The sequence below is a fragment of the Syntrophomonas palmitatica JCM 14374 genome (assembly GCF_001311885.1).
Classification (GTDB): domain Bacteria; phylum Bacillota; class Syntrophomonadia; order Syntrophomonadales; family Syntrophomonadaceae; genus Syntrophomonas_A; species Syntrophomonas_A palmitatica.
Window position 1 is genome coordinate 1 of the sequence record NZ_BBCE01000021.1, and the last position, 19,834, is coordinate 19,834.

At 44.6% G+C, this 19,834-nt stretch carries 16 protein-coding genes, 3 pseudogenes and 1 riboswitch; of the genes and pseudogenes, 15 read left to right on the top strand and 4 right to left on the bottom strand.

Annotated features, from left to right (window positions below; translation table 11 throughout):
• Both kamA and ablB read left to right on the top strand, forming a co-directional pair.
• Positions 1–1,142 (top strand): annotated as a pseudogene (gene kamA / locus JCM14374_RS11280) (lysine 2,3-aminomutase); the annotation flags it as partial.
• Entirely contained in the window at positions 1,108–1,968 is an 861-nt protein-coding gene (gene ablB, locus JCM14374_RS11285; protein ID WP_054697370.1) for a putative beta-lysine N-acetyltransferase, read from the top strand. The pseudogene kamA and the gene ablB, both read left to right, overlap by 35 nt.
• Here ablB and JCM14374_RS13655 read toward each other — a convergent pair.
• Together JCM14374_RS13655 and JCM14374_RS11290 are read right to left on the bottom strand one after the other, a co-directional pair.
• Positions 1,965–2,105 (bottom strand): hypothetical protein, encoded by a 141-nt coding sequence (locus JCM14374_RS13655; RefSeq protein ID WP_157049094.1) that lies wholly within the window; start codon positions 2,103–2,105, stop codon positions 1,965–1,967. The two genes, ablB and JCM14374_RS13655, sit on opposite strands and share 4 nt — an antisense overlap.
• Positions 2,090–3,520 (bottom strand): Na+/H+ antiporter, encoded by a 1,431-nt coding sequence (locus tag JCM14374_RS11290; protein ID WP_054697373.1) that lies wholly within the window; start codon positions 3,518–3,520, stop codon positions 2,090–2,092. Before JCM14374_RS11290 ends, JCM14374_RS13655 begins: the two co-directional genes overlap by 16 nt.
• 295 nt (positions 3,521–3,815) lie before the next feature.
• A riboswitch (cyclic di-AMP (ydaO/yuaA leader) is annotated at positions 3,816–3,951 on the top strand.
• Between the two features lie 108 nt (positions 3,952–4,059).
• On the opposite strand from JCM14374_RS11290, the gene JCM14374_RS11295 reads away from it, so the two are divergent.
• Together JCM14374_RS11295 and JCM14374_RS11300 are read left to right on the top strand one after the other, a co-directional pair.
• A complete protein-coding gene (locus JCM14374_RS11295; protein WP_054697375.1) occupies positions 4,060–5,295 on the top strand; it encodes a KamA family radical SAM protein in 1,236 nt (411 codons plus the stop codon).
• A gap of 89 nt (positions 5,296–5,384) precedes the next feature.
• A pseudogene (locus JCM14374_RS11300) lies at positions 5,385–6,652 on the top strand (ArsB/NhaD family transporter).
• Positions 6,653–6,665: 13 nt separating this feature from the next.
• On the opposite strand, the gene JCM14374_RS11305 reads toward JCM14374_RS11300, so the two are convergent.
• A complete protein-coding gene (locus JCM14374_RS11305) occupies positions 6,666–7,079 on the bottom strand; it encodes a secondary thiamine-phosphate synthase enzyme YjbQ (protein WP_054697378.1) in 414 nt (137 codons plus the stop codon).
• Between the two features lie 129 nt (positions 7,080–7,208).
• On the opposite strand from JCM14374_RS11305, the gene ftsZ reads away from it, so the two are divergent.
• Complete coding sequence (ftsZ, locus tag JCM14374_RS11310; RefSeq protein WP_054697381.1) at positions 7,209–8,366, top strand: cell division protein FtsZ; 1,158 nt, start codon at positions 7,209–7,211, stop codon at positions 8,364–8,366.
• A gap of 142 nt (positions 8,367–8,508) precedes the next feature.
• Here ftsZ and JCM14374_RS11315 read toward each other — a convergent pair whose 3' ends face one another.
• Positions 8,509–9,336 (bottom strand): carbon-nitrogen hydrolase family protein, encoded by an 828-nt coding sequence (locus JCM14374_RS11315; protein ID WP_054697385.1) that lies wholly within the window; start codon positions 9,334–9,336, stop codon positions 8,509–8,511.
• A gap of 163 nt (positions 9,337–9,499) precedes the next feature.
• On the opposite strand from JCM14374_RS11315, the pseudogene aroF (JCM14374_RS11320) reads away from it, so the two are divergent.
• The 10 genes and pseudogenes from aroF (JCM14374_RS11320) (at position 9,500) to fni (ending at position 19,757) form a co-directional block, all read left to right on the top strand.
• Positions 9,500–10,302: pseudogene (gene aroF / locus JCM14374_RS11320) on the top strand (3-deoxy-7-phosphoheptulonate synthase).
• Between the two features lie 214 nt (positions 10,303–10,516).
• Positions 10,517–11,521, top strand: a complete 1,005-nt coding sequence (gene aroF / locus JCM14374_RS11325; RefSeq protein WP_054697390.1) for a 3-deoxy-7-phosphoheptulonate synthase — start codon at positions 10,517–10,519, stop codon at positions 11,519–11,521.
• Positions 11,522–11,542: 21 nt separating this feature from the next.
• Positions 11,543–12,622 carry a prephenate dehydrogenase gene (locus JCM14374_RS11330; protein ID WP_054697393.1) on the top strand — a complete coding sequence of 360 codons (1,080 nt, stop codon included), beginning with the start codon at positions 11,543–11,545 and terminating at the stop codon, positions 12,620–12,622.
• Positions 12,623–12,631: 9 nt separating this feature from the next.
• Positions 12,632–13,918: a 3-phosphoshikimate 1-carboxyvinyltransferase gene (gene aroA, locus JCM14374_RS11335; protein WP_054697395.1), complete on the top strand. Its 1,287-nt coding sequence runs from the start codon at positions 12,632–12,634 to the stop codon at positions 13,916–13,918.
• Positions 13,919–14,350: 432 nt separating this feature from the next.
• The gene (gene cmk, locus JCM14374_RS11340; RefSeq protein ID WP_054697398.1) at positions 14,351–15,007 is read left to right on the top strand and encodes a (d)CMP kinase; all 657 of its coding nucleotides are present in this window, start codon (positions 14,351–14,353) and stop codon (positions 15,005–15,007) included.
• Positions 15,008–15,062: 55 nt separating this feature from the next.
• Positions 15,063–15,602 (top strand): lysophospholipid acyltransferase family protein, encoded by a 540-nt coding sequence (locus tag JCM14374_RS11345; protein ID WP_242848984.1) that lies wholly within the window; start codon positions 15,063–15,065, stop codon positions 15,600–15,602.
• Between the two features lie 49 nt (positions 15,603–15,651).
• Positions 15,652–17,694 carry a bifunctional 4-hydroxy-3-methylbut-2-enyl diphosphate reductase/30S ribosomal protein S1 gene (locus JCM14374_RS11350; protein WP_083454067.1) on the top strand — a complete coding sequence of 681 codons (2,043 nt, stop codon included), beginning with the start codon at positions 15,652–15,654 and terminating at the stop codon, positions 17,692–17,694.
• A 31-nt stretch (positions 17,695–17,725) separates the two neighbouring features.
• Complete coding sequence (locus JCM14374_RS11355) at positions 17,726–17,959, top strand: FmdB family zinc ribbon protein (protein ID WP_054697404.1); 234 nt, start codon at positions 17,726–17,728, stop codon at positions 17,957–17,959.
• Positions 17,960–18,114: 155 nt separating this feature from the next.
• Positions 18,115–18,717: a molybdenum cofactor guanylyltransferase gene (mobA, locus tag JCM14374_RS11360; protein ID WP_054697407.1), complete on the top strand. Its 603-nt coding sequence runs from the start codon at positions 18,115–18,117 to the stop codon at positions 18,715–18,717.
• The gene (fni, locus tag JCM14374_RS11365; protein WP_054697410.1) at positions 18,714–19,757 is read left to right on the top strand and encodes a type 2 isopentenyl-diphosphate Delta-isomerase; all 1,044 of its coding nucleotides are present in this window, start codon (positions 18,714–18,716) and stop codon (positions 19,755–19,757) included. The genes mobA and fni overlap by 4 nt, the downstream gene beginning before the upstream one ends.
• Positions 19,758–19,834 lie beyond the last annotated feature (77 nt).

A 19,834-nucleotide genomic window follows, 5' to 3' on the forward strand; every position in this document is an offset into this window, starting at 1 on the left:
AACGAGAGCCTGCAAAGATTAAAAATGGCTATTACTCCGTACTATGCTATGCTTATGGACCCCGATGATGTGAACTGCCCTATAAGGAAGCAAGCCATACCCACCTTAAACGAGATTAGTGTTTCCGATTCTGACAGTGTGGACCCCTTGCATGAATCCAAGGATTCACCCGTTCCCGGGCTTACTCATCGCTATCCCGACCGGGTGCTGCTGCTGGTTACGGACCAGTGTTCCATGTATTGCCGCCATTGTACCCGCAGGCGTTTTTCCGGACAAAATGATAAGCTCTTCCAATTCGCAGCATCAAGAAAGCTATCGAGTATATAAAACAAAACCGTGAGATAAGAGATGTTTTAATATCGGGGGGCGATCCGTTGTGTCTTTCCGATCAAAGGCTGGAATATATCCTGCAGAATCTAAGAGCTATAGAACACATTGAAATTATCCGTATAGGCACACGTACTCCCGTAGTAATGCCCCAAAGAATAACACCGCAATTATGTGAAATGCTGCGTACTTATCATCCTTTATGGGTAAATACCCATTTTAATCACCCGAGGGAGATTACTCCTGAAGCCCAAACGGCATGTGCCATGTTAGTTGACGCGGGAATTCCTCTGGGTAATCAAACGGTGCTTTTAAAAAATGTCAACGACTGTCCTTATATTATGAGGGATCTGGTTCAGAAACTGGTTAAGATGAGAGTTCGTCCCTACTATTTATATCAATGCGACCTGTCAGAAGGTATTGAGCATTTTCGTACTCCGGTTTCGGCCGGCATAGAAATAATTGAAATGCTTAGAGGACATACTTCGGGACTTGCGGTTCCGACATTTGTTGTTGATGCACCGGGTGGCGGCGGCAAAATTCCTGTTAATCCTCAGTATGTTATTTCCAGTTCCCAGGATAAATTAATTCTCAGGAATTATGAGGGTGTTATCTGCACCTATACAGAGCCATCAGACAAGACCAGGAAATGCCATGAATGTGGTATCTGTAAGAAATACCTGCAGTATGAATATCGTGGCCTGGAAAAGTTGTATCAGAATTCGGAAGATTGTCTGGTCCCCTTGACCAATGTTCGTTTGAAGAGGAGGGAACAGTTTAATGGATTTCAAAGTCAGCCAAACTCCGCAAAATAGTTTGACTTTGCCCAGTTCGTATCTATGTTATCCGGAGCCTGCCAGTAATAGGCTAATCATAAATGATCATCGCGACCTTTCTATACAAATGCTGCAGCAAATTAAAGAGCATGCAAGCCGGCAGGGCATAGGAAAAATTATCAGTAAATGCAGAAATGATCATCTTGATTTATTTCTTGAAAACGGTTTTGTTCAGGAAGGAAAAATAACCTCTTATTTTGCTGGGGAGGATGCTTATTGCGTTTCTTGCTTCCTGCAATCTTCCCGCGCTTTTCCCAGACATGCGGACAAACAGGATAAAATTCTTTCTCAATGTCGAGTTATGGCGGAGATGAAAAGGACCGCTGAAAAGACCGGTTGTGAGTTCATAATAAGAAATGCCTCGACCCGCGATATTCCACAGATGATTAAAATATTTCGCCAGAATTTTGCTTCGTATCCCTCACCGGTTTTTGATGCCAAGTACTTAAGCAAGACCATGCAAGGTAAAATAATGTATAAACTGGCCCTGGCGGACACGCAAATTGTGAGTATTGCTTCTGCTGATATGAATCACATGTATCAAAATGCAGAAATAACCGACTGCGTGACTATTCCTCAATGGCGAGGAAAAGGATGTTTATCGGCATTGATTGGTGAGTTGGAAGAGGATTTACGGCGTTGGGATTTTCTAACTGCCTACAGCCTGGCCAGGGCTGGCAACCCGGGGATTAACCTGTCTCTTTCATCAAATGGTTATTGCTACGAAGGCAGACTGATAAATAATTGCAATATATGTGGAAATTACGAAGATATGAATATCTGGACCAAATGCCTGCTGGATTAATGTATGATATTACCTCCCAATTTATCAAGGGCTTCATCTATAGGCACATATAGCTCGTGAAGGTCTTCTTCATCCAAGAGCCCGTTACGATGAGCGTTTAGAAGAACGCCCTTTTCAGCTATCAGGCCATACGCCACGCTTCATTTTCTTGAGTCTGGTTTAATTGATCATCTTTTTCGTTCAGCAGATTTAATGAATATTCAAGATCGGCAAGACGTTTATTATATTCAGCGCTTATCTTTTCATAGCCTGAAACAGATAAGGCTTTTCTGTCTTTCAAACGGAGCAACTCCTTTTGAGCGGCTTCAATGGCCATTATTTCACTGGCTAACCGCCCGTGTTCAGACTGCGGATTCTTTACTCCGGTAAGCGACAGTTTCTTTAATAAAGGCCTGATGCTCAGACCCTGGGCAAGCAGGGAAAACAGGACTACACCGAAAGTAAGCAGAACTAAATCCGAACGGTTTGGAAAATCCTTACCCAAGCCAAGTACCAGGGCCATGGGAATTGCTCCCCGCAGTCCTCCCCAAAAAAGAACATGCTGCCAGGACAAAGGAATATTCCCGCCCAGCCTGTTGATTAAGGGAGACAACCCGTAGATTGATATTGCACGGCCTATTAGAACTACGAGCGCACCGCTTAGGATGATGCCGATTTTAGGGAAGAAATTTATCAGACTAACTTCAAAGCCTACCAGCAAAAATACGATAGAATTAACTAAAAAGGCAGCATATTCCCAAAATGAGTTTACAGATAATCTGGTGGTGGCTGACATGCCGGTTTGCATCCCATAGCTGCCTACCACCAGTCCGGCGGATACTACAGCTATGACACCGGAAACATGAAACCATTCCGCTAAAAGGTAAGACGCAAATGCCACTATAGTTGTCAACATTATTTCCAGCAGGTGATCATTGAATTCCCTGGTGAGGCGAGATGCCACGATGCCTATGCCGGCCCCCAATGCTGCTCCGCCGATAACCACCGTAAAAAAGGTTTTAACACCTGTTATTACTGAAAGATCACCTCCAGAAGCAGCAGCAACCAGCAGTGTAAACAATACGATAGCCACCCCGTCATTGAAAAGGCTTTCAGCTTCCATTATCAATGACAGGCGTTTACCTACCCCGAGTTGCTTAAATATTGCGATAACCGATATAGGATCTGTTGGAGCGATAAGAGCTCCGAAAACCAGACCCACTTCCAAAGGCAGGCCTAAAAAACGGTGGGCTAGATATCCTGTTACCAGCGCAGACACAGTCGTTCCCAACAAGGCGTAAATGCTGACTGATCGCCAGTTCATGCGTAAAAGGCTTATTCTCATATTTATTGCTGACTCAAATAGCAGCGGTGGCAAAAATATAGTAAATAATATTTGAGGTTCGAGATGAATTTGCGGCAATATGCCGGTTGGGGCAATTATCAGACCAGTTATAACCAGAGCCAAAGCATAAGGGACTCTAATGTAACGCCCGATCATGGCAACCATAGTGGCAATTACCATTAACCAAAAAAAAGCAGTAAAATCAAATCCGGTAACGACTGCGAACAATGGTGAACCTCCTTTACATGGGCATCTACTTATGATATAATACTACAATAAAATAATATATGAAAACGGTCAAAGCTAAACGGGTGAAAACCCGGTGTGTGGGATAGATTAGTCTAAGTTGCAGCAGGCAATATGAGAAATCTATCATGAGAAACCGGCTTACTGGGGTGGGTAGCCTTAATGGTTATACACCCTTTTTATGTTATGAAATAGTATCATAAATTTATTTGCGAGGTGATAATTAACTACATTAATACAACCAACAACATTTTTTGAAGAATTAGTTTAAATGTTACCCCTAATGCCGCTTAATCTCCATTACCCGGAGAGCGGGGGAACCGAGTTTTTGGGGTGAATCCGGAAGTTTTCCGGTAGGGATGTCCCTTGTCCCGAACCCGTCAGCTAACCTCGTAAGCGTGAAAAGGGAAACCGGGGAATATTAGAAATATGTTGGTTTTAACCTTAAATCCAACAAACCATACCCCGGGCCTTTTTCGCATGTTATCTTTCTCCAAATTTATTACAAAGGAGTGGAAAGCATGAAAGAAAAATTGGCCAAAGCTAAGGTGCCACTAAATTCTGCACTCAGAGAAGAGGAACTACGCCAGGATGCATGGGAATACCTTGATCGCGTAAAAGAGGTGTCTACAGGGTACAGAAACCATTCATTGGCACTACAGCAAAAACAAAGAATACTTGAATCGCTGGGTGGCAGCGAGAAAGACTGGCTGGACTGGAAATGGCAACTTAAACACCGTATTAAAGATGCTAATCAATTGGGGATGATACTTGAACTCAGACAAAAGGAAATACAGTTTATAGCTAAAGTCAGTAAACGTTATCGCTGGGCAATATCACCGTATTATTTAAGCCTGATAACCGATAATTTTAGAGATAGTCCAATTTACAAGCAGGCAGTTCCTGATATTCGCGAGCTTAAATCAGGTGGTTGCCTTGACCCTATGGATGAAGAAAATAGTTCTCCGGCACCATGTATTACGAGGCGCTATCCTGACAGATTAATCATAAACGTAACCAATCAGTGTGCTATGTTCTGCCGTCATTGCCAGCGGCGCCGGAACATAGGCGAGAATGACAGTCATTGCTCACGCGAAGATTTACAAAAGGCTTTACTGTACGTGGCAAGAAATCAAGAAATAAGAGATGTACTGGTTACGGGTGGGGATGCGCTGTTGTTAAATGACAACATAATAGCCGGGATATTATCCACCTTGCACGCTATTCCGCATGTGGAAATAATACGTTTGGGGACCAGGGTCCCAGTTACTCTTCCCCAGCGCATTACCCCCGAATTATGCGACATATTGCGTTCTTATCCACCGTTATATATTAATACACAATTTAATCACCCTTTAGAAATAACTCCCGAGGCTAAAGAGGCCTGTGATCGCCTGATTCAAGCCGGAGTAGTTCTGGGCAACCAGGCAGTACTTCTTAAAGGTATTAATGATGACCCTATAGTGATGCGCAAGTTAAACCAAGAATTGTTACGCATTCGAGTAAGACCTTATTATATTTTTCAGGCCAAGGATGTGGTTGGTACTCTTCACTGGCGCTGTAGTATAGAGACCGGTTTGGAGATAATGGAAAGCCTGCGCGGCCATACTTCTGGGTTAGCAATACCTACTTACGTAGTAAATGCTCCCGGTGGGCGAGGTAAGGTTCCGCTAATGCCAAATTATATCTTGTCAAAAGAAGAAGACGTGATTTATTTGCAAAATTGGGAAGGCCGTGCTATAAGCATTTTAAATTAACCCTTGAAAAACGTACTCAGCCCGATCATGCTTAATGATATGTGCATGATCGGGTATATTATTAGTAGATCTACAATGGAGGATTCGTCTTGGATTACTGGTTATCAATAGTCTTTTTTGCGGCAGCTTACGTTTTTATAATCGTGGATAAAGTTCATCGTACTATAGTAGTGTGGGTGGCTGCGGCCATGGTTTTGGCCTTAGGCGTTATTAGCAGGAACAAGCTGTGGAAGCGGTGGATTTCAATACTCTATTGCTCTTGATCGGTATGATGGTGATTGTAGGTATTACTCGCCGGAGTGGTGTGTTTGAATATCTGGCCATCAAATCAGCAAAAATGGCCGGGGGGGAACCCTGGAAAATACTTTTGGTGATTTCTCTGGTTACTGCCGTCCTCTCAGCTTTATTGGATAATGTCACCACAGCTTTGCTGGTCGTGCCGGTAACATTTGCCATAACTGACAGGCTGGAAATATCGCCTATGCCATTTCTCATTGCGGAAATATTGGCCTCCAATATCGGCGGTACCGCCACGTTAATAGGAGACCCTCCCAATATTATGATAGGCAGTGCCACGGGACTAGGCTTTATGGATTTTGTAACCAATTTGACTTTGCCTGTAATAGTGATTCTGCTACTGACACTTGCTATTTTACTTCTGATATATCGCCGTGATCTTGTGGCCAATGACGAAAATAAGGCCCGTATACTTGAATTAAATGAAATTGATTATATCAGGGAATGGTTACTATTAAAAAAATCACTGCTTGTACTGGGACTTACCATTATCGGTTTTTTTATTCACCAAACTTTGCATCTGGAATCTGCGACAATAGCCTTACTGGGTGCCGGCTTACTGTTGTTACTGGTGCGTGAGGACCCTGAGGAGGCTTTACTAAGTATTGAGTGGCCCACTTTATTTTTCTTTGGCGGTTTGTTTATTTTGGTGGGAGCCATGGAGGCCAATGGAGTTATTACAGACCTGTCACATACGGTATTAAAAATAACCGGAGACAGCCCGGTTAAAACAGGTATATTGGTTTTGTGGTTTTCCGCTCTGGGTTCGGCCTTTGTTGATAATATCCCTTTTGTTGCTACAATGATTCCTTTATTGCAAGATATGGGACAAGTTACAGGTATGTCAATGGATTCTGTATGGTGGGCGCTGGCTCTCGGTTCTTGCCTGGGGGGCAACGGTACATTGATTGGAGCATCTGCGAATGTTATTATAGCGGGCATCAGTGAACGTCACAACACCCAGATTCGTTTTATAGATTATTTAAAAGTAGGTTTCCCGTTGATGATTTTATCTATTTTAGTTTCTAATCTTTATTTGTATCTTTTCTACTGGAGATAAATCGTATCTGATTTTACTCTCCCATAACCTTGATGATAACCCGCTTTCTTCTGCGTCCGTCGAATTCAGCGTAGAAGATTTGCTGCCAGGGCCCCAGGTCGAGATCGCCATTGGTGACCGGCACAATAATCTGGTGGTGCACCAGTATGCTTTTAAGATGGGCATCACCATTATCTTCTCCGGTACGGTGATGATTATAATCCGGTCCGAAAGGGGCCAGTCCGTCCAGCATATTATCAATATCCTGCAATATACCTCGTTCATTGTCATTTACAAAAACACCCGCGCTTATATGCATAGCACTGACCAGAATCATGCCTTCGCTTATGCCGCTTTTTTTACATGCTTCTCTCACCTTATCAGTAATGCGGACATACTCACGCCGTTTTTCAGTATTAAACCATAAGTATTCAGTATAAAACCGCATGCGATATACCTCCTGAGTATATTAGTACATATAGTATATTTTTAAAGAAAAAACAAAAAGAATACAACTATTACTTCTCTAATCAGGTAAAATAAATAAAAATAACCTTATTGAGCGGGGGGAAAAACTGTGCCTCTAGACTTTGATGTTGAAGAAGGAGCATATGCCAAAATAAAGGTGGTTGGCGTAGGCGGCGGGGGAAATAATGCAGTTAATCGCATGATTGAAACCGGGGTTAAGGCGGTTGAGTTTATAGCCATGAACACCGATGCACACGTACTTTCTCTATCCAAGGCTTCCCAAACCATGCAGCTGGGAGAAAGATTGACTCGCGGACTTGGAGCGGGCGGCAACCCGGAAGTCGGAGCAGCCTCAGCCGAAGAAAGTGAAAAGGAGATATACAGAAGTCTGCAGGGGACAGATATGGTTTTTATCACAGCTGGTATGGGCGGAGGAACCGGTACCGGTGCGGCCCCGGTTGTAGCCAGAATAGCCAAGCAGCTCGGTATATTGACCGTGGGCGTTGTAACCCGGCCCTTTGGATTTGAAGGCCGCCGCAGGGCTCAGCAGGCTGATGCCGGGATAAAAACCCTTGAACCTGAAGTAGACAGTCTCATCGTAATACCCAATGATAGTTTAATGAAAATAGCCAAAAAGGATACTACATTTACTGAGGCATTTAAGATAGCAGATGATGTATTGCGCCAGGCGGTTCAAGGTATCAGTTCTATTATAGCTCGTCCCGCTTTAATTAATTGCGACTTCGCTGACGTTAAGACAATAATGGGCAACAAAGGTTCAGCATTAATGGGAATCGGACGAGCCCAGGGTGACAACCGTGCCGCGGAAGCCGCCAAGCAGGCTATTTCCAGTCCATTGCTGGAGACCAGTGTTGAGGGTGCACGGGGTCTGTTATTCACAATTTCCGGCGGCAGCAATCTTACCATTAACGAAGTGCAAGAAGCCGCACAGATTGTTTCAGGAATAGCGCATGATGACGCGGATATTATCTTTGGAGCTTCCATAGACGATTCTATGGGGGATGAAGTGGAAATTACCGTAATAGCTACTGGTTTTGGCAGTATTGAGCCGGCAAAACCGGTGCGGGAACCTCGATTAATCAGAGGGGCAGCAACTCCGGTTCAGGATAAACCTGCCACTGCACCAGTACCACCTCCCTTCCTGGAACGCGGCAACATTATAGATGATACGGATATGTCTATTCCTACATATGTGAGGAACACCGAACATAAAAACTCAATTTTGGATGTATTTAAAAAAAGATAGTTGACACGGATAGCGGCTGAATATTGCCTTGAGTCAAGCTGTCACGAAAGTTCAGATATAATTTGGCGCAGTTAACAATAATTCAGCCTTATAAGCGTATATTGTTTATTTATTATCATGGGCAGATTTTTGCCCATGATTTTTATCGCCAGGCAATATTATAAATATCGGTGCGGCGTTGTTTTAATACCGGGAGTTCCTGGCGTACCTTATCAACTATGGCCGTATCCAGCTTAGCCATAATGATTTCTTCTTTATTACCGGCCTGTGCAATAATATTGCCCCATGGATCAATGATTAAAGAATGTCCCCAGGCCTGGTAAACTGCCTTGGGATTAAGGGCTGGAGAGGCTGCCGCTAAATATACCTGGTTGTCAACCGCCCTGGTGCGCATTAACAGTTCCCAGTGCAGAGGTCCGGTAGTGGAATTAAAAGCGGCTGGGACCACCAAAAGTTTAGCTCCTTTTAAACTTGCCATTCTGGCCAGTTCGGGAAACCGTATATCAAAACATATCATAACCGCAAACGGGAATTCTTTAAATGACAGGATGCTTAACTGATCACCGGCGGACAGGGTGGCAGATTCCTGAAAATTGATTCCGCCGGAGATATTTACGTCAAAAAGGTGCATCTTGCGGTGCCGCCCCATAAGTTTTCCCGCCGAATCGAAAACAAAGCTGGTGTTGTAAAGCCTGCCGGAATCATCTCTTTCGATTACCGAACCGCCTACCAGGCAGATATTATGTTTCAGGGCTTTTTGTGATAAAAAATCCGTGCTGGGGCCGGGAAATGCTTCAGCATAATCAGGAAAAAGTTCAGCCTGGTATGGAGCATTAAAGACCTCCGGCAAAACTACCATTTCCGCTCCATTGTTAACCGCATTTTCTATCATTTCACCCGCGCGCTTTAAATTTTGTTGTTTATCATTACCAACACGCATCTGGCAAACCGCAAGCTTTATTTTACTCATCTTATTTCCCCCTCTTTTTTAATATTTGCTTATTAGGGCTCGCAATGACACATTATGGGCTAAGTGTTATACTTATTAGGATGAATGATATCAATTATCAATACAAGCCCAAAAGCCGCTCAAGCGGATTTAAATACGATTCTAAAATTCAAGGTGGTTGCTGATGAGTTCTTTTTATAAGGTTTCTCATGAATATCAGCCGCAGGATACTATAATCGAAATAAATGGGCCTAAAACCATAACTAGGATCGGCACAGGTTACTGTGCTGTAATAGCCGGACCGTGCGCTGTAGAAAGCCGCGAATCCTATTTGGACATAGCACGCTTTTTGAAATCTGCCGGAGCCCATATACTCAGAGGCGGGTTGTTTAAACCGCGCACCTCACCATATTCTTTTAAAGGCTTGGGAAATGAGGGGTTAGATATACTCGCCGAGGCCCGGGAAGTTACGGGCTTGCCGGTGGTAACCGAAATTATGGATGTGAGGGATCTGGAATCTCTATATGACCGGGTTGATATATTGCAGGTCGGCAGCCGCAACATGCAAAATTTTACGCTTCTGGAGGAACTGGGCCGGGTACGCAAACCTGTATTATTGAAAAGGGGACTCTCAGCTACTATTGAGGAATGGCTATTAGCGGCCGAATATATAATGACGGGCGGCAACCGTGAAATAATCCTGTGTGAACGCGGTATCAGGACCTTTGAGCCATCCACCCGCAATACCTTGGATATTAGCGCGGTCGTCCTGGCTAAAAAAATGTCGCACCTGCCGGTAATAGTCGACCCCAGCCATGCCAGCGGCAAGTGGCATATGGTGAGCCCGCTGCGCTTGCGGCGCTATCAGCCGGGGCCGACGGAATTATGGTAGAGGTCCATCAAGATCCGGACCAGGCCTTATCCGATGGGAAACAGTCACTGACTCCTGAGAATTTTTCTAATATGTTTAGAAAATTGAAGCATTAGTGTCCCTGGAAGACAAAATAATGCAAAGAAATAGTGATTGAATTTCTGTCATGGTTAATGCTATTGTATAAGTGTAGTATGGTAGGAACCAATAATAATGTAGTATGGTAGGATGGTGGGAAATATAGCGAGTGGCTAAGAGTGCCGCTGGTGATTTCTTCACTGGTGGTATTTTGTTTTTCTCACCCTCCCGATTAAAGGAGGATGTATTTTAATGATTATCGTAATGGAAAGAAACGCCCCGGAATCACAGATCAGGCAGGTGGAACAGAAACTGCAGGACAAGGGTTTTCAGGTTCACCTTTCCCAGGGGGTGGAGAGGACTATTATCGGCGCCATTGGGGAGAGAACTCAGGCTATTATGGAAGCTTTCGAAACCATGGGCGGAGTGGAGAAGGTGGTCCCCATTGTACAGCCTTTCAAAATGGCCTCTCGGGAGTTCAAATCAGAATCTACCGTGGTTAAAGTAGGCGATGGCTGGGTAGGTGACGGCAGTATGCAGGTAATTGCCGGTCCCTGTGCGGTAGAAGGCCGGGAAAAGTTTCTGGAAGTTGCACAGATGGTAAAAGACGCCGGAGCGACCATGCTTCGAGGGGGAGCCTTCAAACCCCGTACTTCCCCATATTCGTTTCAGGGGCTAGAAGAAGAAGGCCTGGAGATATTGGCCGAGGCTAAGCGAATTACAGGTTTGCCCGTGGTCAGTGAAATAATGGACCCGCGTATGATTCAGATGATGTGTGACTATGTCGATGTATTGCAGGTGGGCGCACGCAACATGCAGAACTTCTTCCTGCTGCGTGAACTGGGTAAATGTGATAAACCCATCCTGTTAAAAAGAGGACCATCCGCAACCATTGAAGAATGGATAATGGCGGCTGAATATATTATTTCGAGCGGTAATCCTCGGGTTATTATGTGTGAACGGGGCATACGCACCTTTGAAAAATACACCCGTAACACCCTGGATTTAAGCGCGGTTCCAGTAATAAAACAGCTTACCCATCTGCCGGTAATAGTTGATCCCAGCCACGGCACCGGCAAGTGGAAACTGGTAGAACCCATGGCTCTGGCGGCAGTGGGCGCGGGTTGTGATGGGTTGATTGTAGAAGTACACCAAAATCCTAGTGAGGCTTTATCAGACGGGCCTCAGTCGTTAACTCCGGACAATTTTAAGCTTATGGTGGAAAAAGTAACGAGACTGAGTGCGGCCATGAATTAGACTGCCGGAACGGGTGTTTTTATGCTTTGGAATATTTATATTATCGGTTTGGGACTTATTGGCGGTTCCTTGGGATTGGCGTTAAAGGACTCTCCCATGGCGGGCAGGATTGCCGGAACTGATACAGATACCAGTACGGTTAAGAAAGCCCTGGAAATGGGGGCCATTGACGAATATATGGGAATTGCGCAAGGAATACCAGAGGCAGATGCGGTTTTTTTGTGCACTCCTCTGGGCAGCTATCCCAAAATTGTGGAGACAATCGCGCCCCTGCTTAAAACAGGAGCTGTTGTCAGCGATGTCGGCAGCACCAAAGAAGGGGTTATGAACCTTTTTCAGAGCTTACCGCAGAACGTTTGGAAAATTGGCGGCCATCCCATGGCTGGAGCTGAAATCAAGGGCATTAACGGCGCTGATCGTTACCTGTTTGAAAACGCGGTTTACATTCTTACACCGCACCAAGAAACACCTCCGCATATACTGGAATCTTTTACAGCTTTACTGGAAACTACCGGAGCCAGGATGAAAATACTGTCTTCAACAAGGCATGACGAGATTGTGGCCAGTATAAGCCATTTGCCGCATCTGGCCGCTGTGGCCATGGTGAACCTGACCGGAGGTGATGACGAACACCTGATGATGGCGGCGGGGGGATTTCGCGATACCACCAGGATTGCATCATCAAATCCTGAACTCTGGGAAGATATTCTTTTCAGTAACCGGGAACACCTGGTCAAACGGCTGGATGAACTTATATTAAGCCTGGATAAAATGAAAGCAGCCCTGCTTGATGGGGATAAAGAAACCATGTTTTATTGTCTTGGCCAGGCCAAAGAAATACGTGACCGCATTCCCAGGGTTCACCGGGGATTAATGCCGGGAATATCAGAATTGGTATGTATTGTTCCTGACAAACCTGGTATAATCGGGCAACTTGGAGCTATATTAAGTAAAGATAATATTAATATTGTGGACATTGAAATATTAAGGGTCAGAGAAGGCGATGGGGGCACAATCAGACTTGGGGTCCCCAGCGCGGATGACGCCCACCGGGCTGTAGCTGCTTTACAGCGCCACTCTATAAAAGCCTGGGTAAGATGAGGAGGAAATATGCAAAAGGTTATAAAAAGGTCAGGACCGCTAAAGGGAGAAATTACTGCTGCTGCAGATAAGTCAATTTCCCACCGGGCGGTTATTTTTTCATCCCTGGCCAGGGGAGAAAGCATAATCCGCAATTTTTTACAGGCTGCAGATACCCTTTCTTCATGTTCCTGTATGCGTCAGTTAGGAGTAAATATTACTCGTGACGGTTCAAACCTGAAAATAAACAGTCAGGGATTAAACGGACTCAAGGAAGCGCCGGATGTTTTAGATTGCGGAAACTCTGGAACCACCATGAGGTTAATGACCGGACTCCTGGCAGCCCGCCCGTTTTTTACGGTTTTAAGCGGTGATGAATCACTAAATGGAAGGCCGATGAAAAGAGTGACCCAGCCTCTTCAGGCAATGGGTGCGAAGATATGGGGCCGTAAAGAAGGCGCTTATCCTCCTCTGGCTGTCAAAGGAAAAGAACTTGAAGGGATTAAATATAGTATGCCAGTAGCCAGTGCTCAGGTAAAGTCGGCTTTACTTCTGGCAGGTTTAAACGCCCGGGGGGATACGGTAATAATTGAACCGGAAAGATCGCGCGATCACAGCGAGAACATGTTGGCGGCTATGGGGGCTGATATAGAAGTTAACGGACATGAAATAAGATTAAAACCTGGCCGGGATTTGCAAGCCACAGAATTTCTGGTGCCCGGTGATATTTCTTCCGCCGCTTTTTTTATTGTTGGAGCAAGCCTCGTTTCCGGTTCGGAGTTATTGCTGAAAGATATAGGGATTAACTTTACCCGCAGCGGCATAATTGAAGTTTTGATAAATATGGGCGGAAATATTAAAATCGAAAACCGCCGCAATATTGGAGGGGAAGAAATAGCTGACCTGGTCGTGAAGAGCGCTGAACTGCATGGAACCAGGGTGGAAGGAGATATAATACCGCGATTAATTGACGAAATTCCCATTCTGGCTGTGGCGATGGCTTTAGCAAAGGGTGAATCCATTGTCAGTGGAGCTTCAGAACTTCGGGTTAAAGAAACTGACCGGATTGCGGCTATTTGTTCAGAGCTTGGCAAAATGGGGGTTAAAATTCAGGAAAGCGAAGATGGTTTCAGCATTCAGGGTAGTCCTGATTGCCTTACAGGCAATAAAGTGAAGAGTCATGGCGACCATCGTATCGCCATGAGCCTGGCAATTGCGGCTTTATGTGCTGAGGGCGAAACCACAATCGATGGCGCGGAAGCAGTTAGCATCTCCTTTCCTGAATACTGGGAATTACTGGAAAAGACATGCCGATGACGCAGACGCTTATGCGTTTCTGGATGTATAGAAAAGTATGGTTTGCAAACGGCTGTGGTTAAGTGTACTCGGGTGCGTGGGTTGGGCAATCGTGAGGTCATCGTGAACGGCAGTTCCGCCCCCCTGTCATTGCTGCAAAATTGTGAAAAGATTGCTTCGCTGTGTTTGCAATGACACAATAAAGGATTAGTTCGGGAACAACCGTACTGTCGTTGCCAGGAGCGCAGCGACGCGGCAATCTAAAACGATAATTCTGATCGCCCGGAAGGGCAAATTTGTTTCTTAAATAAAGCCTTGTGCTTACCTGAAGTTAAATGCAAGAGTGATTTGATAATTTTTAAGTCTTAAAAATCCGCTTGATTCATTGTTTGTAGTTTTACCTCAAGACCAGGTATGATAGAATTATAGAGAATATTTGCAGGTGAGCACGTAATGAAGATAGCGATAGATGGTCCGGCTGGGGCAGGTAAAAGCACCATAGCCAGGCTTTTGGCGCGTAAAACGGGATATATATATATAGATACCGGAGCTATGTACCGGGCTTTAACGTGGAAGGCCCTGCAAAATAATATTAATATTAATTCCGGGGAAGACTTGGAGAGGTTGGCGCGGGAAACCAAGATAGAATTTCAGTACAGTTTAGAGGACCAGAAGACCATTTGTGACGGGCGAGATGTAAGTCAGGAAATTCGTTCCCCAGAAGTTAATGCTGCTGTATCTGTTGTTGCTGCCTATAGCGGGATACGTTCTATTATGGTCAAGTTGCAGCAGCAAATGGCCCGCAATCACTCTGTAGTAATGGATGGTCGCGATATAGGCGAATGCGTCCTGCCCGATGCGGATTACAAATTCTATTTAACTGCCAGCATAGAAGAACGTGCGCGCAGAAGGCAAAAAGAGCTGCTTGCTTCGGGATATGATGCCGAATATGATGATATCAAAAACGAGATTGTGGCTCGGGATTTGAATGATGCCAGCCGAGAAGTAGGGGCATTGAAGGTTCTGCCTGATTCCATCGTTATTGATACCAGTGAATGCCATGTGGGTGAAGTTCTCGATAAAATGCTGGAAATTATGAAAGGAACCTAGTGTGTTATATAAAATATGCCGGGCGATATTAAAGGTTTTTTTGTTTCTTTTTGGTTTGAAATCGGAAGGAATACATAAGCTACCTGATAAGGGACCAGTTATCGTGGCTGCCAACCATGTAAGCAACTGGGACCCGATTTTGGTGGGAGTTGTATTGAAACGCCCGGTGCATTTTATGGCCAAGGCGGAATTGTTTCAAAATCGTTTCCTGTCTGCGCTTTTTAGCGGTTTACATGCTTTCCCGGTTAAAAGGGGAGCAGCCGATAGAAAAGCTATCCGTAAGGCCATGGATTTACTGGACCAGGGTGAGATATTGGGGATATTTCCCGAAGGTGCACGGAAAAAACTTAAACCCGATGCAGCTATACAATCCGGTGTGGCTATGATTGCTTTAAAAACCGGCGTTCCGGTTTTGCCAGTAGCCTGCATCGGTACGGATCGCAATTTTCCACTGGGGTGGTTCAAGCCTTTAATGGTAAGAATCGGCAACCTTATTACCCTTGAGGAATATCATAACCAGAAGGTCAACTCATCCAGCATGGAAGAACTAAGTCAGAAAATTATGCAGGAAATTAACCTTCTTATGGAATTCTAAAGCAGGAATTAACGTTATTGTTCAGAAACACTATATACGGGGTGTAAATTTGCGAACAGTTCTGGCCCATAAGGCGGGATTTTGCTCAGGGGTAAGAAGGGCTTTTAATATGGCCGAAGAGTCGCTGGCGGAAGGCGGCAAATGGTATTCCCTGGGCCTGCTGGTGCATAACGATGAGGTGGTTGACTATTTCAAAGCTCGTGGCTTGGAACCGGTAGAAACGCTCGAACAAATCGAGGACTGCAAAGCGGGCATAATTGTTCGGTCACATGGAATTTCACCAGGAATACTGGAGACTGCGCAACAAAAGGGCTTGAAAATAAAAGATGCTACCTGTCCGCTGGTTAAGCGTATTCATGAAATAGTCAGTTCTTTACGTGACGATAATTATGATATAGTTATTTTTGGAGACCGTAACCATCCCGAAGTTGAGGCTATAGCAGGTTGGTCGGGTAACAAAACCTATATAGCAGGTAATATAAGCGAAGCCCGAAACATTAAAGCCAAGAATTTAGGGGTGGTTTCACAGACCACTAAGGACGAGAGGGATTACCATGAATTAATTGATACCCTCTTATCTCAAAATAAGGATGTAAAAGTCTTTGATACCATTTGTCCGGCAACGCGTCAGCGCCAGCAAGCCGCACGTGAATTATGTCGGCAAGTTGATGTGATGTTGGTTATTGGGGATAGGAAAAGTTCGAACACAACCACTCTATATAAGGAGTGCCAGGATACCGGAGTCAGTACTTTTCAAATTCAAAACGCTGAAGAGATTGAAGAAGAATGGTTTAAGGCTGCCAAAACAGTTGGTATAACTGCAGGCGCTTCTACTCCGGATTGGATAATTAAGGAGGTATTGGATAGGATGACGGACTACCAGGACATGGAGACAAGAGATGCTGCCGAAGATCAGGGGGAGCGGGTGGAGACAAAAGCTGATCACCCGGAGCCAGAAAATATTGAGAGGAGTCAAGAAGAGTCTTTCGCTAAAATGGAAGCAGAAATGGCTGAATTTGTGCCTCCCAGCAAGGGAGATATTATTAAAGGCCTTGTTATACAGGTTTTAGATGATGAAGTCATGGTTGATGTAGGCGGGAAGTCCGAAGGGATTATCCCTCTGCGTGAAATGTCCAATCAGGATATTGATTCAGCACGCGACCTGGTTAAAGTTGGCGATGAAATAGAGGTTATGGTTCTTAAATGGGATGATGACGGAACCATTCTCTTATCAAGGAAAAAAGTCGAAGCGCAAAGGGCCCTGGATTCATTGGAAGAGGATTTCAATGAAGGGCGGGTAATTAAAGGGGTTATTTCCGGCAGCGTAAAGGGCGGTCTGCTTGTAGATGTGGGCATAACAGCGTTTTTGCCAGCATCGCATGTTGAAGATGGTTATGTGCGTAATTTAGATGAATATATAGGCAAAGAAATGCAGTTTAAAATAATTGAATTTAACCGTAACAAACGCCGCGGTTCACAGATAGTGCTATCCCGCAAAGACCTGGTGGCCGAAGAAAAGACCCGCTTGAAAAAGGATTTCTGGGAGAGTATTGCTGAAGGCCAGACTAGAACCGGACGTGTAAAACGGGTTGTTGACTATGGTGCCTTTATTGATTTGGGCGGATACGAAGGGCTTTTACATGTTTCGGAAATGGATCATAAACGGGTGGAACATCCCTCTGATATTATGCAGGAAGGCCAGGAGATTGAAGTATATATTTTAGGCGTCGACCGTGAGAAAGAAAGGGTATCTTTAAGCCGTAAGAAGCTTCTGAAGAGCCCCTGGGAACTGTTTTTAGAACAGAATCACGAAGGTGATATTATTGAGGGTACAGTGGTCAGAACCGCACCATTTGGAGCTTTTGTTGAACTGCAGCCCGGTGTGGATGGGCTCATTCATATATCTCAATTAGCCAATCGCAGAATTGACAAACCCGAGGATGTAGTGAGCATTAATCAGAAAATCATGGTCAAAATTTTGAATATTGATGAAAAAGAAAAACGGGTGGGACTGTCCCTGAGAGCCGCGCAGGAAGATCAAGAACAGCAGGAAGCTAATGAATACATGGAGGAACAGGAAAAAGGAGAATAGGCATAAACCATAAATATGGGGGGTGAGATAAATGCCTATCTTCGATTTTCAATGTCAGGACTGTGGGGAAAAGTTTGATCTCATGATTTCCAATAACGAAAAAGATAGGGTAAAATGTCCCCGCTGCAGTTCATCGCATATTAAACAAATGCTGTCCTTGTTTAATACGGGCAGTTCAAGCAAGTCAAGTCCCGGTCCTGTTTCTGACAGGTGTTCTGGTTGCTGCAAAGCAGGACCTGGAGGCACTTGCGGGTTAAAATATTAAGCCTTGAAGCTGCCGGGGGCAGCTTTTTTAATGTATGAGAAAATATGCTTCACAACAAGCTGTGAACAAGAGCCTCGGGAAAACGGCCGCAAGGCAGCCTAAAGTGTCATTGCCAGCGCAACTGAAGTAATCTTGTTCTTAAGCTGGGAGGGAAAATGGTTTATAAAGCTTGCGGGGCTATATTGGCCGGTGGAAAAAGCAGCCGCATGAAATTCAATAAAGCCTTTGCTAAAATTAATGATAAAACGGTTCTAGAAATAATTATCGATAAGTTTACATCATTTTTTGCTGAAACCGTCATTATCAGCAATCAACCCGAACTTTTCAGAAATTTTGGTCTAAAGGTTTTCGAGGACGTCTATCCTTATTTGGGGCCGGTCGCTGGTATTCATGCCGCTCTTTATTATGCTCGTTTTGATCCGGTATTTATTTTAAGCTGTGATATTCCCTTTATAAATATGGATATGGTTGCTTATATGATTGAGCGCATTGATGACCATCAGGCAGTAGCCATCGAAATGGACTCCTATATACACGCTACAGCCGCGGCATATTCAAAAAGATGTTTGCCGGTTTTTCAGGATTGTCTGGAAAATGACAAACTGAAACTTACTCGTATTGTACAGGAAATGGACACCTTGATATTAAGGGAAGATGAATTGCGGCAGTTTGGAAATTTATCTGAATTATTGCTTAACGTAAATGATCCGGTTACTCTAAAATTAGCCCAAGAAATAGCAGGGAGGTTGCGGCTGTGAGAGACCAACGCAAAACAGACCATATCCATATTGCAGTTAAAACCCCCGATGGCCCCTGTTCAAATGGCTTGCAGGACATGTTTCTAATCAACCAGTCAGTCCCTGAATTAGACCTGGAGGATATAGATCTAACCTGCGATTTTTTAGGCAAGAACCTGGAATATCCGTTAATAATAAATGCCATTACAGGGGGAAACGAACAGGCCTACAGGATAAATCAGGGTTTATCATTATTAGCGGCCAAATATGGCCTGGCTATGGCAGTGGGTTCCCAAACCATAGCCATAAGGGACCCTGGATTGAGAGACAGTTTTAGAGTAGTCAGAGATAATAACCCCGAGGGGATAATTATGGCTAATGTGTCAGCCAACAGTACTGTAGAAGAAGCCCTGGCGGCAGTAGATATGATCGATGCCGATGGACTGCAGCTTCATTTTAACATTCCTCAGGAACTGGCTATGACAGAAGGTGATCGCAGGTTCAGGGGACTCCTGGAAAATGTGCAGAATATTGCCTCAGCCTGCAGAGTACCAGTTATAGCTAAAGAAGTAGGTTTCGGTTTCAGCCGTGAAAGTGTTTTTATTCTTTCTGGTGCGGGTATTAAAACGTTTGATATTGGAGGCAGCGGCGGCAGCAATTTTATTGCCATTGAAGCCCAGAGGGGCGGAAACTTCAGCGATGTTAATGAATGGGGTATACCTACTGCTATAAGCCTGGGCGAAACAGTAAGTACGGGACTTGATCTGCAGGTAATAGCTTCAGGCGGTATTAGAACTGCCTTGGAAACAGCCAAGTGTATAGCTATGGGTGCTGATTTGGTTGGAATGGCGGGAACACTATTAAAAATACTTTTACAAAACGGTCTGCACAGCCTTGACGAATGGTTGGATAAATTTTTATTTAAACTCAAAGCTATCCTGCTCATGACCGGTTCCAAAAACATAGATGAACTGCAAAAATGCCCGCTGATAATCACAGGCAATACGGCTGCCTGGCTAAAAGCGCGCGGAATTGATGTAAGCAAATGGTCCCTTCGTTAGACGGCAGATATAGACTACAGTGGATGCTATTCTCAAAATGATTTTCTTACTGCAGGGTAAGACAAAACCCTTCACTC

Coding starts and splice junctions, on each gene's coding strand:
- aroF (WP_054697390.1), top strand. CDS start 10,517: ATGATTATCGTAATGGAAAGAAACGCCCCGGAATCACAGATCAGGCAG.
- JCM14374_RS11355 (WP_054697404.1), top strand. CDS start 17,726: ATGCCTATCTTCGATTTTCAATGTCAGGACTGTGGGGAAAAGTTTGAT.
- cmk (WP_054697398.1), top strand. CDS start 14,351: ATGAAGATAGCGATAGATGGTCCGGCTGGGGCAGGTAAAAGCACCATA.
- ablB (WP_054697370.1), top strand. CDS start 1,108: ATGGATTTCAAAGTCAGCCAAACTCCGCAAAATAGTTTGACTTTGCCC.
- JCM14374_RS11295 (WP_054697375.1), top strand. CDS start 4,060: ATGAAAGAAAAATTGGCCAAAGCTAAGGTGCCACTAAATTCTGCACTC.
- JCM14374_RS11330 (WP_054697393.1), top strand. CDS start 11,543: ATGCTTTGGAATATTTATATTATCGGTTTGGGACTTATTGGCGGTTCC.
- JCM14374_RS11305 (WP_054697378.1), bottom strand. CDS start 7,079: ATGCGGTTTTATACTGAATACTTATGGTTTAATACTGAAAAACGGCGT.
- JCM14374_RS11315 (WP_054697385.1), bottom strand. CDS start 9,336: ATGAGTAAAATAAAGCTTGCGGTTTGCCAGATGCGTGTTGGTAATGAT.
- aroA (WP_054697395.1), top strand. CDS start 12,632: ATGCAAAAGGTTATAAAAAGGTCAGGACCGCTAAAGGGAGAAATTACT.
- mobA (WP_054697407.1), top strand. CDS start 18,115: ATGGTTTATAAAGCTTGCGGGGCTATATTGGCCGGTGGAAAAAGCAGC.